Source organism: Sulfurospirillum sp. SCADC (assembly GCF_000743525.1).
GTDB lineage: Bacteria > Campylobacterota > Campylobacteria > Campylobacterales > Sulfurospirillaceae > Sulfurospirillum.
The window spans coordinates 45,161-58,310 of record NZ_JQGK01000009.1 but is presented as its reverse complement, the minus strand read 5'-3'; the positions used below and the strand labels follow the sequence as shown (position 1 = coordinate 58,310).

Annotated in this window: 15 protein-coding genes; 9 read left to right on the top strand and 6 right to left on the bottom strand. The window is 39.7% G+C overall.

Annotation, left to right across the window (positions count from 1 at the left end; translation table 11 throughout):
- Positions 1–2: 2 nt before the first annotated feature.
- From JU57_RS07210 to plsY, 6 genes are all read right to left on the bottom strand, one after another.
- The gene (locus tag JU57_RS07210; protein ID WP_037958914.1) at positions 3–1,469 is read right to left on the bottom strand and encodes a Ppx/GppA phosphatase family protein; all 1,467 of its coding nucleotides are present in this window, start codon (positions 1,467–1,469) and stop codon (positions 3–5) included.
- Positions 1,469–1,720 (bottom strand): YfhL family 4Fe-4S dicluster ferredoxin, encoded by a 252-nt coding sequence (locus JU57_RS07205; RefSeq protein WP_025343508.1) that lies wholly within the window; start codon positions 1,718–1,720, stop codon positions 1,469–1,471. The genes JU57_RS07210 and JU57_RS07205 overlap by 1 nt, the downstream gene beginning before the upstream one ends.
- A 67-nt stretch (positions 1,721–1,787) precedes the next feature.
- The gene (locus tag JU57_RS07200) at positions 1,788–3,053 is read right to left on the bottom strand and encodes a HAMP domain-containing sensor histidine kinase (protein WP_294876502.1); all 1,266 of its coding nucleotides are present in this window, start codon (positions 3,051–3,053) and stop codon (positions 1,788–1,790) included.
- Between the two features lie 23 nt (positions 3,054–3,076).
- Positions 3,077–3,748, bottom strand: a complete 672-nt coding sequence (gene hsrA / locus JU57_RS07195; protein WP_012856039.1) for a homeostatic response regulator transcription factor HsrA — start codon at positions 3,746–3,748, stop codon at positions 3,077–3,079.
- Positions 3,749–3,827: 79 nt separating this feature from the next.
- Positions 3,828–4,163, bottom strand: a complete 336-nt coding sequence (locus JU57_RS07190) for a dihydroneopterin aldolase (protein ID WP_037958912.1) — start codon at positions 4,161–4,163, stop codon at positions 3,828–3,830.
- Positions 4,163–4,789, bottom strand: coding sequence for a glycerol-3-phosphate 1-O-acyltransferase PlsY (gene plsY / locus JU57_RS07185; RefSeq protein ID WP_037958909.1), 627 nt, complete (start codon positions 4,787–4,789; stop codon positions 4,163–4,165). Before plsY ends, JU57_RS07190 begins: the two co-directional genes overlap by 1 nt.
- A gap of 100 nt (positions 4,790–4,889) precedes the next feature.
- On the opposite strand from plsY, the gene nadA reads away from it, so the two are divergent.
- From nadA to thrB, 9 genes are all read left to right on the top strand, one after another.
- A complete protein-coding gene (nadA, locus tag JU57_RS07180; protein WP_037958905.1) occupies positions 4,890–5,882 on the top strand; it encodes a quinolinate synthase NadA in 993 nt (330 codons plus the stop codon).
- Positions 5,879–6,709, top strand: a complete 831-nt coding sequence (gene nadC / locus JU57_RS07175) for a carboxylating nicotinate-nucleotide diphosphorylase (RefSeq protein ID WP_037958903.1) — start codon at positions 5,879–5,881, stop codon at positions 6,707–6,709. Before nadA ends, nadC begins: the two co-directional genes overlap by 4 nt.
- A 20-nt stretch (positions 6,710–6,729) precedes the next feature.
- Positions 6,730–7,788 (top strand): flagellar biosynthesis protein FlhB, encoded by a 1,059-nt coding sequence (gene flhB, locus JU57_RS07170; protein WP_037958900.1) that lies wholly within the window; start codon positions 6,730–6,732, stop codon positions 7,786–7,788.
- Positions 7,789–7,852: 64 nt separating this feature from the next.
- Entirely contained in the window at positions 7,853–8,797 is a 945-nt protein-coding gene (locus JU57_RS07165) for a bifunctional oligoribonuclease/PAP phosphatase NrnA (protein WP_037958897.1), read from the top strand.
- Positions 8,794–10,164 (top strand): M23 family metallopeptidase, encoded by a 1,371-nt coding sequence (locus tag JU57_RS07160; RefSeq protein WP_037958894.1) that lies wholly within the window; start codon positions 8,794–8,796, stop codon positions 10,162–10,164. The genes JU57_RS07165 and JU57_RS07160 overlap by 4 nt, the downstream gene beginning before the upstream one ends.
- Complete coding sequence (gene minC / locus JU57_RS07155) at positions 10,161–10,754, top strand: septum site-determining protein MinC (protein WP_037958891.1); 594 nt, start codon at positions 10,161–10,163, stop codon at positions 10,752–10,754. Before JU57_RS07160 ends, minC begins: the two co-directional genes overlap by 4 nt.
- Complete coding sequence (gene lpxC, locus JU57_RS07150; RefSeq protein ID WP_037958888.1) at positions 10,751–11,635, top strand: UDP-3-O-acyl-N-acetylglucosamine deacetylase; 885 nt, start codon at positions 10,751–10,753, stop codon at positions 11,633–11,635. The genes minC and lpxC overlap by 4 nt, the downstream gene beginning before the upstream one ends.
- A 92-nt stretch (positions 11,636–11,727) precedes the next feature.
- Positions 11,728–12,090, top strand: a complete 363-nt coding sequence (locus tag JU57_RS07145; RefSeq protein ID WP_294876488.1) for a hypothetical protein — start codon at positions 11,728–11,730, stop codon at positions 12,088–12,090.
- 9 nt (positions 12,091–12,099) lie between these two features.
- Complete coding sequence (gene thrB, locus JU57_RS07140) at positions 12,100–12,984, top strand: homoserine kinase (RefSeq protein ID WP_037958884.1); 885 nt, start codon at positions 12,100–12,102, stop codon at positions 12,982–12,984.
- Positions 12,985–13,150 lie beyond the last annotated feature (166 nt).

Sequence of the window (13,150 nt, the reverse complement as noted above, 5' to 3'; positions counted from 1 at the left end):
AATTACTTAATAATAATCGCAAAAGAGGCTGGTTTAATCAGCTGCTTAATCTGTTCGCGTGCTAAAAAAAGTCTCTTCTCTGCTTGAATGCTCAAGGTATGATTTTGATAGCTAAAGGAAATTTTGCTGCGACGCATATCGCTGTTAATGGCTTTGGCTAAAGAGAGGATAAAACTGAGCCATTGAACCGTTTGCATATCGGGTAAAAGAGTTTTATAAAGCGTCATATCTTCTTGTGTTGGAAGTTTATTGACGTGATACTTAATCAACATCGCAATAAGGATTTTTTCTTCATGTGAAAAACCATAATTGAGGTTATTTAAAATAAAGTAGAAACTGTGAAGATGATTTTGATAAAACCCTAACTTTGTTCCTATGTTATGAAGTTCTGCAGCAACACCCAGTTCGTATTTGAAGTTATCTGGTATGCCATGAAGAGGAGAAAGCGTATCAAAAAGAAGGTGTGAAACCCGTTTAATATAGAGATTGTCTTCTTCCATCAATGAAAAGCGATCTTTAAAACTGCGAAGACTGAGTTTAAAATCAACGCTGAATTTATGGTGATGGGAATGCAAAAGATCGCATAAATAAGCTCCTTCTCTAATTCCCGCACCGCTCGTGATCATTGTTTCACTGGAGAGCTTTTGGACAATGGATTGAAAGATGATGCACCCTTCACGCATTGTATCAAAGCGATCTTTTCGTACACCCAGATTTTTGAGCCCCAAAACATCCGAACTAACGATGGCATTCACCAAAGAGGCATGCGAAGCGATCTCATACTCAAAGCCATGTACCGTTTTAAGAGGATAATGGGTGCGCTCCATAATGATCTTAGAAAGCGATCTGAGTGTTCCTCCAATGCCAATCATCTCTTTACATGTAAAACGTTCAGGTATTTTTTCAATCTCTTCGTTGATAAAAGAGCGAATTTTTTCCAGAGGGATTTTTTTATCAAAAAAGAGTTCTTTGAGTCGAACGGTGCCAATATTAAGTGAAATAGTATCAACAATGAGTCCATTTTCAATCTTAGCAAGCTCGGTTGAGCCTCCACCAATATCAATTGTCACAGCATTCTGAATCGTTTTAAGGTAGTTTAGGGCTCCTACAGCACCATAATACGCCTCTTTCGTTCCTTCAATAATTTTAATATTGATATTAAGCGCATGATGAACTTGGTTAATAAAGGCGTTGGCATTAGGCGCATCGCGGAGTGCAGATGTAGCAATACAGAGTACTTTGTTGCACTTATACCCTTTAATGACATGACCAAACTCCTCAAGCGTTGTAAAAGCGCGTTTCAGTGCAGGTTCTTGCAATACGCCACCAAAGTTGTAAGCGCCTTCTCCAATGCGGACACGACTTTTGGTTTCATTAATCAGGTGAAAAGCAAAACGGCTACTTTTTTCAAAGATTGCCATTCTTGCAGAGTTAGATCCTATATCAATAATGGCTGTGCGTTTAGACATTAAAGGTCGCTATTAAGCTGTTCGTATTTTAGCTTTAGCTCTTCAACGCTTTCGATATTATCGGGGTCTGCAACGATGCACTCAACCGGGCATACAGAGATACAGGCAGGCTCATCGTAGTGACCAACGCACTCTGTACACACATCAGGATCAATGATATAAATAGGATCAGACTCCTCAATTGCCCCATTGGGGCATTCATCGCGACACGCGTCACACGCGATACACTCTTCCGTGATCATTAAAGACATGCTTGTTTTCCTTATTTAAAGTCAAATTTATTGACGAGTTTATACACTAAAAATACTTTAACGAAATTTAAAGAGAGCGTTTGCGAAGAGGAAGTAAGAGTGTGGCGATGGTTCCTTGCCGATCTTCCCTGTTTTTTAGGGTGATTTTTGCCCCAATAGCATCAGCGGCATTTTTGGCAAGGAAAAGTCCAAGCCCTGCACCTGTTTGATTTCCATAGCGTTTAAACGGTGCAAAAAGATCTTTACTCTCATCGATGCCAATCCCTTCATCAATCACATGTACCACAAACCCCTCTTTTAAAAGCAGTGCTTGAATCGTGATATTTCCATGTTTTGGTGTGAATTTGATCGCATTTTGAACAAAATTCTGTAAGATATGAATCAAAAGAGTGGGTTGAAGCATCATTTTATAGCTTAAAGGTGCGATCTCTTCAATAAGATTTTTATCTTCCATCTTGGCTAAAATAGTGTAATTATTCACTTGTTCTTTTAAAAAAGCAATCAAATCAATCTCTACAGGTTTTTCAAACTGCGCCCCTTCTTGCCGTCCAATCTCTAAGATATTGCTAATCATCTTGTTCATATCGTTAATCGTTTGGTTATTGCTTTTGATCGTGTCAATATATTTTTCATTCTCTCTTGGCTTTAAAAGGGTCACTTCATTCTTGGTTTTCATGACCGCCAAAGGCGTTTTAAGTTCATGTGCGGCGCCGATAAAGAGTTCTTTTTGAGAGTTCACAAAAATTTGAATACGCTCAACCAGTTTATTGATGCTTAAACCCAATGGTTGAAACTCACTAGGGAGCTTTTGCGTCTCTATCATCTGTAAAAAATTTTCATTCATATTGGCAAGTTTGTTGGTCAAAGAACGAATAGGAAGTACCAGCATTCGAGACAGGAAAAGCGCGTAAAAAAGGATCAAGAAGATCGCGGTAAGGTTAATGCTCAAAATGTTTTTAAGAATTTTGTTCAGTAAAATATCGGTATTGGAAATATCTTTAGTGATCGAGATGAAGTAATGTTCGCGTTTCTCCAGTGGGTAGTAGATGGTCAAAAATTTTTGGTTATCTTTTTCACTGTGTTCAAACGAAGGGACATTCCCTTGATTGACACGAATCGCAATGGTCACTTGCACATCGTTTGGGTTATTGATCGAACTGAGGGATGGATCAAAAATATTAATGCCCATGCGCTCAATGGAGCTCGTGCGGGAAGTTGCAATAATTTTAGCTTGTTTGGTGAGTTCTTGGGTAATATCTTCAAAAATAGAGATTTTAATGTAGTTGTAGAGGATGACGGAAAAGATTACAATCAGTGTCGCCGAAGCGGACACCAATTGTAATATAAAACTTTCTCTTATACTTTTTTGGGAAAGCAAAATCGATAACCTCTTCGTCTAACGGTCTCAATCGTTGAGATTTCCAATGGTTTGTCCATTTTTTGACGAATTTGGTTAATAGCAACTTCAATAACGTTGGGTGTTACCAGCTCTGGCTCTTCCCAGATTGCATCAAGGAGTTGCTCTTTAGAGACGATTTGGTCGCTGTGGCGAGCAAGGTGTGTTAATACTTCAAACGGCTTACCTTTAAGTTCAATCTCTTGACCTTTGTAGGTAATTTTTTCTTCATCGGGATCGATCGTAAGGTCATCAATTTTGATAACATTGGTGCCGCCAAAACGAAGACGAGCCTCGATACGAGCGACTAAAATATCAAAATCAAATGGCTTACGGATGTAATCATCCGCACCTGCTTTAAGGGCTTTAATTTCGCTCTCTTTGTCATCTTTTGCAGAGATAATCACTGCAGCTGTACGAGGAGATTTTTGTTTAATGAGGTTGATAAGATCAACACCATCGCCATCAGGGAGCATCCAATCTGTTAAAACGAGGTCATAATTACGAATACCAATGTAGTATTCTGCATCTTTATAGTTTTCAGAGCTGTCGGTTTGGTACCCGAACTCTTGTAAGCCTTCTGCAATAGTCTTATTGAGGGTTACTTCATCTTCAACGATTAAAATTCGCATTATAAATTCCTTAGTTGCTAAAATTTAAACGGGATTATAGCATAATTTTAGCTAGATTTAAAGTTTTTTTAATTAAATTTTAATTTTTGGCGTAGTCAATCGTGTGCGAAACCCCAACTATCGCATTTGGCAAAATATCAGGTTTTAAAATTTTGAGCCTGAGTTTTGACATTTGTGGATAGAAAACTTTAAGTTTTTGACTTAAATCCTTCAGGGCATCTTCGAGCAAAAAGTAGCGCATCGCGTTCATTTCAGATTCTAAAAAAGCAGAAACTTTAGCATAATCAATGAAATTATTCTCATGATAATCGTACGCAATCTTTACATGTAACGTAACCTTTTGAGGGGTGAGGCGCTCTTTTTCCAAAATGCCTACAATTGTTTCAAACGTTAAATTGTGAATATGAATCTGCATCAGACAACTTTCGATTCTTTGCCTTGAAAGAGTCGAATGATATTGGGAATGTGTTTATACACAATCAAAAATGCGATAATGAAAATCGGCGCATGAGTTTTAATCCCTTCAAGATCAGGATGAAGGATAAACGAAGAGAGAATCAAAGCGCAAAGCGCAAGTAGTGATGATAACGAAGAGATTTTAAGCACTTTGCCCACAACAAACCATGTCACAAAAGCAATCAAGGTTTCAATAGGCAACATGACAAACAGTACACCAGCTCCTGTTGCGACACCTTTGCCGCCTTCAAATTTAAGATAAGGGCTGTAGCAATGTCCAATGACGGCAAAAATAGCAATCGCCCACAATGTCTCGATGCTGAGTCCCAAAAATTTACCAACGAGTAAAAGAACAATGCCTTTCAGTGCATCTAAAATAACCGTAGCAATGGCGAGTTTTTTCGCCAATACGGGATTGGTCTCTTTAAGCACCCGAAGTACATTGGTCGCTCCAATACTTCTGCTTCCTGCTTCTCGAATATCTTGACCGGTAAAGAGTTTTGCTAAGAGTAAGCCAAACGGAATGCCCCCCACAAGATAGCTTAAAATATAAAATTGAACGTTAATATTATAGAGAAAATCCACACACAATCCTTCATTGAAATTGCCACAGTATAGCAATAATTTTGTTATTATTTCTTTAACGCTATAATAAGTTTTTTCGATAGAACGTAAGGAATTTAGGGTGGATAATTCAAAACTCAAAGCAGAAATTTTAAAACTCAAAGACGAGTTACATGTAAGCATCGTGGCCCATTTTTATCAGAAAGATGAAGTGTTCGAACTGGCTGATTTTGCAGGAGATTCGCTTCAACTTGCTCAGTGGGCAGCCAAAGATAAAAATCCCTATTTGCTCTTTTGCGGAGTAGGATTTATGGGACAAAGTGTCAAGATTTTAGCGCCTGAAAAACGTGTTTTAATGCCTAAAATCGCCTGTTGTGCGATGGCTCGGATGATTGATGTGGATTATTTTGATCAAAATGTAGCCCTTTTAGAAAAAGCGAGCATTGCCAAAGAAGACATTTTGCCAGTGACATATATCAACTCATCAGCAGATGTGAAAGCGCGCATTGGCGTGATGGGCGGGTATGTGTGCACGAGCTCCAATGCCAAAAAAATTATCACCAAAGCACTGGAGAGCAACAAAAAAATTCTCTTTGTTCCCGATCGCTGTTTGGGACAAAACATCGCCAAAGAGATGGGGCTAAAATCATGCGTTGTGGGGGACGGAAGTGATCCTAAGGAAGCGGACATTTTATGTTACAACGGTTTTTGCTCGGTTCATCAGCTTTTTGATGTCGATGACATCGCGTTTTACCGTGCTAAGTATCCGGGCATCCTCATCGTGACGCACCCAGAGTGCAAGCCTGAAGTGTGTGATCTCTCCGATTTTGTGGGCTCAACCAGTCAGATTATCGACTACGTGAAAAAACTTCCGTTGGATCAAAAAGTCGCCATTGGCACGGAATACAATATGATCAAGCGTTTGCGCAAAGAGAATACTTATGTGCTCTCCTCAACAAAGCCAGAGTGTCCTACGATGAATGAAACCACACTCCAAGATGTGTACAATGTGCTTCTTAGCATCAAAGAAGGGCGATTTGAGAATGAAATCATGATTTCTGAAGAGACCCGAAAATGGGCTTATGCAGCGTTAAATCGGATGTTTGAGCTATGATTAAATCCTTTGTTAAAAAAGCACTTGAAGAGGATGTCGGCAGAGGAGATCTTTTTTCATTGGTGGGAAAAGACAGTTTCGCGAGTGCCAATATCATCTGCAAAGATGAGGGGATTTTTGCAGGAAAGCCTTATGTTAAAGCGCTGTGCAAGATGAACAAACTGGATGTTACCTTCTACTTTGACGATGGCGATACGCTTCAAAAAGGGGATTTGGTCGCGTTAATCGAAGGCAAATCCAAAAATATTTTGCGGTGCGAGCGAACGATTTTAAATCTCATGCAACATGCCAGTGGCATTGCGAGCAATGTTGCTGCGTATAAAAAAGTACTTGAAGGCTACCGTGTTAAACTGCTGGATACACGAAAAACCAGACCGCATTTGCGCGTGTTTGAAAAATACGCCATTCGTTGCGGTGGTGGCAATAATCACCGAATGGGCTTGGATGATTGCTTGATGATCAAAGATACTCATCTGAAAACCATCGACGATCTGAATGTTTTTATTGAAGAAGCCAGAGAGAAACTTCCCTTTACATGTAAGATTGAAATTGAGTGTGAAGATGTGGAGTTTGCGAAGTTTGCGATGCAATGTGGCGCCGATATTGTAATGTGTGACAATATGTCGTATGAAGCGATCGAAGCGGTTGTTGCGTATAAAAACAGTGATTTCCCTCATGTGCTTTTAGAAGCCAGTGGCAACATCACCAAAGAAAATATCGTAGCGTATGCTCAAACAGGGGTGGATGCGATTAGCAGTGGGAGTTTGATTCATCACGCGGTTTGGCTTGATTTTTCAATGAAAATTACCCATAAAACCGTGATCTAAGTAAGTAGGAATGTTGCACTGTGGCAGATGATCAAGAAAAGACGGAAGAACCCAGTTCCAAGAAGATTGAAGATGCCAGAAAAGACGGCAATGTTCCCAAAAGTCAAGATACCAGCGCGTTTGTCACGTTGGTGGTGGCATTGGTTGCCTTTTTAGCGCTCTTATCATGGATAGAATCACGCGTCGTCTATTTGTATCTCTACTATCAATCTCTCATTGGCACCGAAATTACCAAAGAAGCAACCTTTCAAATCTCAATGATCTCTTTTCGTGAAGTTATTTTTATGGTCATTCCCCTCTCTTTAGCGGTGGCGATTTCTGGAATTTTAGCCAATGTGATGCAAACAGGTTTTATTTTTACCACTAAACCACTGATCCCTGATCTTTCAAAACTGGATCCGGTGAAAGGGCTCAAAAATCTTTTTTCGATGAAAAAGGCGGTAGAGTCGATTAAAATTATCATCAAAGTCAGTGTGATTTTATGGGTGTGCTACTATTTTTTACTCTCGTTTACCAAAGAGCTTCCTACGGTTATCTATTTTCCACTTTATGATCAATTGGCATGGCTCAAAGAGAAAATGCTTATCTTAATTGCCGTCATTTTATTGCTCTTTTTGGTGCTTGCCTTAGCGGATTTGATGTTTGTCCGCTACAACTACTTTAAAAGTTTGCGGATGAGCAAGCAAGAGTTGAAAGATGAATACAAACAGATGGAAGGTGATCCTAAGATTAAAGCCAAAATTAGGCAGATTCAGATGCAGATGACGCGTAAGCGCATGATGCAAGAGATTCCCCAAGCCGATGTCGTTATCACCAATCCAACGCATTATGCTGTAGCCATTCGCTATAACCAAGAAAAAGAGGCAGCACCTAAAGTGATTGCTAAGGGGACAGATTACATAGCACTTCGCATTAAAGAGATTGCGATGAATTATAATATTCAGATTGTTGAGAACCCTCCATTGGCAAGAGAGCTTTATAAAAAATGCAATATAGGTGAGATTATTCCTGAGAATCTTTACAAGGCTGTTGCTGAAGTATTGGCGTTTGTCTACAAAAGCTCTAAAAAAATGCGCTAGGGAGCATCAATAACTTTTCAGTCAAAATTAAGTATAATTACCGTTTTACGAATGTGGAGTTAAAATGTATCACCAAGCGTGGAAGCGTATGCAAGACGCCAAGCATATTGTTATTGTCTCTCATGTACATCCCGATGGTGATACTCTAGGAAGTGCGCTAGCGTTGTATGATGTACTGATCCGCGCAGGGAAAAAAGTAACGCATTACAACAAAAACAGTGAATTACCGCGCGTGTACGATTTTTTACCAGGATTTTCAAAAATTAAAAATAGCTTACCAAAGCATTTTGATCTGGTGGTCAGTTGTGATTGCTCAACCCGTGATAGGCTCAAAATCCCTCTGGGAGATTATGAGATTATCAACATTGACCATCACCTCACCAACCACTATTTTGGAGACATCAACCTTGTCGTAGATCGCTTCACGAGTGCTGGAATGGTCGTGTATGAGCTTTTAAAAGCCAATGGCATTGAGATGAGCCAAGCCTGTGCAACGTGCCTTTACACGGCGATTGCAGATGATACAGGGTTTTTTCAGTATGGTGATATGGATGAATTTACCTTTAGCATTGTGGCGCAACTGGTGAAAGATGGTGCCAATCCAAAAGAGATTGCTTCTAAAGTGAAACGCAGAGAATCGCTTTCAAAGATAAGACTCTATGGGTACATGCTCAACCATTTTGATCTTTATGAAAATGGACGCATCGCGACTATTATTTTTGATAAAGCAGCCCTGGAAGCAACAGGTGCCAAACGAGACGATACCAAAAATATTGTCAATATGCTCAGAAGCATTGCAAATGTTACCATTGCTATTATGATATTGGAAGAGAAAGAGGGAGGCTATAAAGTCTCATTACGCAGTAAAGATATTAATGTCTCCAAAGTGGCGTTGGAGTATCAAGGTGGCGGTCACAAGACTGCTGCAGGGTTTGAAGTACCCCTTTGTGATCCCAAAATGCTTCGAGATGAAATTGTGGACAAAATAAAAAGGATAGACAAAGAATGAAAAAACAGAGAACATCATCTATAGCCGCTTTTGTGTTAGGGTTTATTTTTTTACTCCTTGTAGGGGGTGTTGCGTTTGTATTTAACTCCAATTTATTTGAAAGAGAAGCTCCCCAGATCGTTCTTCCCAAAGAGATAGAGTGGAATTTAAAAGATCCGATTAAAGTGCAGATAGCCGATGCAAGCGGAGTTCGTTTTGTACGTGCTTCGCTCTTTGATGGTGAAAAAAGCGTTATTCTAGAGACAAAAGAGTTCAAATCAGCTGAAAAAATGGTTGATTTAAACCTCTCTTTTCCCAAAGTGGGGTTTGGTGCCAATAAAAAAGTATTTGAATTAACAATCGAAGCAGTCGATGCAAGTAAATGGAATTTCTTCTCTGGCAATAGTGTCAGTGCCAAATCGGTGATTAAAGTCGATACCAAAAGACCTGATGTCAATATCATTGGAAGTTCGTATAAGATTATGAAGGGTGGTGTTGCGGCGGTGATTTTTAAAGCGCAAGATGAAGCGATGAAATCACTCTACGTTGAGACGAATTTTGGTAAGAAATTTTATCCGACACCGTTTTACAAAGAGGGTTATTACATCACGCTAGTGGCATGGCCTACAAGTATCGAAAGTTTTAGTGCTTCTGTGATTGCCATAGACCGCGCAGGAAATTTAACCAAATCGCATGTACCGTATTTTTTACAAGATAAAAAGTACAAAACATCTACGATTGCATTGGAAGATCGCTTTTTAGATGGGAAAATCGCCGATTTGATTGCGGAGATGGCTCCTGAACGCTCCTCTCTTTCAAAACTCGAAAAATTTAAATTTGTCAATGAAGATATGCGCCAAGGCAATGAAGCCAATATTTTAAAAGTAACCTCTGCGGTTTCCATAGACCCTATCAATGGATTTTATTTAAAACCATTTTATCCGCTTCGCAATGGCAAAGTGGTTGCCAGTTTTGGGGATCACCGTTATTATGAGTATGAGAAGCAACCTACCAGTGAGTCCTACCATTTAGGGTTGGATCTTGCCAGTAATGCGCAAGCTCCTATGCAAACTTCGAACGATGGGGTTGTTGTCTTTGCACGTGAAAACGGCATTTACGGCAACAACATCATTATCTCCCATGGTTTGGGCGTTTATTCACTGTATGGGCACTGTTCTAGTTATATGGTCAAAGAGGGTGATGTGGTCAAAGCAGGAGAGTCTATCGCCAAAACAGGCTTAACAGGCTTAGCATTAGGAGATCACCTTCACTTTGGCATGTATGTTCAAGGTGTGGATGTCAGACCCGAAGAGTGGATGGATGAGGTGTGGCTTAAAGAGAGTATTTTTAATGTAATAGAATCAGCAAAGAAGATTATGGATCGATGAAAGTAACGCAAAAAAACGTCAGAGTGTTTCATATTGAGATTGATGATGAAGCCTCTTTTTTAGACTATTTTAGAAAAAATAGCCTTCTTTTAAGGGAATTCTTTTTGCTTATAGAAGGTGAAATTACGAAGAATATTGCCTTTGTTTTAGAGCAAAGTGGTGTCTGTTATAAAGAGATCAATCAGTGTAACATTCGTTTTGGTGGTATTAAAAAAGAGGCACCCTCTCTTGAAGAAGCGCCTCAAAAAGAGAAAGTTTTAGAAGAAGAACCACCAAAGCAGATGCCAAAACTCAAGCTTTATGATCGTCCTATTCGATCAGGTGAAGAGATTGTGGAGAGTTTACCGATTGTGATTTTTGGACGCGTTAACAGCGGTGCGAAAGTCTTTTGTGAAGAGAGTATGAGTATTTATGGTATTATTGACGGATTAGTACAGTGCGATGGTGAATATATCGTGCTCAGTGGCATAAGCCTTAGAGGTCACCTCATTTTTAATGGTGAGATCGTGGATCGGGAGATGATCAAACAAAATGTGCTTCAAAAAATCGTTATGCGCAATAACGTTCTTGAGATAAAGGAAGTTGTGTGAAACAGACCACATTAGCCAAAGCAGTCAGCGGTGTAGGAATTGGGCTTCATAAAGGTGAGCCTATTCAAATACGTCTTGAGCCTCTTGAAGCCAATAGCGGTATTCTTTTTTACCGAAGTGATATAGGACTCTTGGTTCAAGCCCTGCCACACAATGTTGTGAATACGCAAATGGCAACGGTCATTGGCAATGCAAGTGGTTATATCTCAACGATTGAACATCTTCTCTCTGCCGTTTATGCGTATGGGATTGACAACATTAGAGTGGTTCTTGATGGTGCGGAAGTACCTGTTATGGATGGAAGCAGTGCCAGTTTTTGTATGATGCTCGATGAAGCGGGAAAGCGAAAATTGGATGCAACGAAACAGGTTTTGATCCTCAAAAAAGAGGTTGAAGTTGCCGATGGCAAGAAATTTGCACGCGTCACACCGAGTCTTAAGCCTACCTATAACTTTATGATTGAATTTGCACATCCTTCCATTGGGAAACAAGAGTATCACTTTGAATTTAGCAAGAAAAATTTTATTGAAGAGATAGCACGTGCACGTACGTTTGGCTTTATGAAAGATGTCCAAATGCTACGTGCTCGCGGTCTTGGGCTTGGTGGCTCTTTGGATAACGCGGTTGTTTTAGATGAGACGAAGATTCTCAATCCTGAGGGATTACGTTTTTCCAATGAATTTGTCAGACACAAGATTTTAGATGCGATTGGCGATTTATCCCTCTTGGGGGCTCCTTTTTTAGGAGACTACACCTCTTTTGCAGGAAGTCATAACTTAAATCATGAGTTGACCAAAGCGATTTTAAGAGATCCAAGCAATTATGAAATTCGCACATTGAGTGTTGAAAGAGCCCAAGAATTTGAGAAGGTGTACGCATAAAAACTGCCGTTGATATTGTTGTTATAACGCTTACTTCGCCTTTACATGTAGGCATTTATGAAAATAACCAGCTCATTAAAACGTATGAGACAATGGATCAAACAAGTGAAGTTTTGCCCTTGCTTTTTGAGGCTATTTTAAAAGAGTATCGTCCAGTACGTCTCTTTTTTGCGAGGGGACCTGGAAGTTTTATGGCGATTAAAATTACCTATATTTTTTTAAAAACGCTTAGTATTACACTGAATATTCCTCTTTTAGCCTGCGATGGATTTGTCTTTAACGAAGGAAGAGCGATTCGTGCAATGCGCAATCTCTATTTTATAAAAGAGACAGAAGCGATTACCACGGTGCAGTTAGAAAGCCCTGTGGAGCAACATTTTACCTTACCAAAAGTTTTAGATGAAACCCTTTTTACGAACGAAATTGAACCACTTTATATGTTACCAGCAGTTTAGGAGCGATGTGTGAAGATAAAGATACCGGCGACCAGTGCCAATTTAGGACCCGGATTTGATTGTTTAGGTCTTGCCATCGCACTTTACAATGAAGTTTGCATTAAACCTTCAAGTTACCAGAGTATCTCTGTTAAAGGCGAGGGTGAAGAGAATGCAAAACTGAAAAAAAACAATATTTTTGTCTCCATTTTTTACGATATTTATCAAGAATTAGCGGGTAAAAAAGATCCTTTCAGGTTTGAGTTTTACAATACAATCCCTTTTTCAAGAGGGCTAGGAAGCAGTTCCGCTGTCATTGTGGGTGCCATTGCCAGTGCTTATGAGATGGCAGGCGTGAAAGCGAGTCGAGAGACTATTTTAAATAAAGCCATCTTATATGAAACGCATCCTGATAACATTGCCCCCGCCGTTTTTGGAGGTTTTACCAGCTCTGTAGTAGAAAGTGGAAGAGTCAAAACATTGAAAAAAGTGCTTGGAGAGAAGCTTAAAGTGGTGATGGTGATTCCTGATCGCCCTATGTCCACAGCGCATTCGAGGACACTGCTTCCTAAATCATACCCCATGAAAAATGTGGTGTACAATCTTTCGCGTGCATCTTTACTCACAGCAGCGTTGTTTAGCGAAAATTGGGAATTTTTAAGAGTGGCATCCAAAGACTGTATGCACGAACATCGTCGTATGAAGCAGATGAAAGAACTTTTTGAAGTACGTGAGATTGCTCTAAAAAGTGGTGCGCTTATGAGTACCCTCTCAGGAAGTGGCTCATCGTTTTTCAATCTCGTGAAGGCAGAAGATGCTCCAAAGGTTGCCATAGCCCTTAAGAATGCGTTTGGGATGTTTAGAGTAGAAATCTTTGAATTAGATAATAACGGTTTTGAAATCGTAAAAAGCTGAAAGACAGCTAAAATTTGATATAATCAGGCGCAAAAATGAGTCAACCCATACGAATGTGCATTGTTTGTAGAGAAAGATCTTTACAAGACAGTTTACAAAGATTGCAGATTGTAAATGGAGAGCTCATGCTCTTTTCCAAAGTTGGAAGAAGCTTTTATATCTGCAA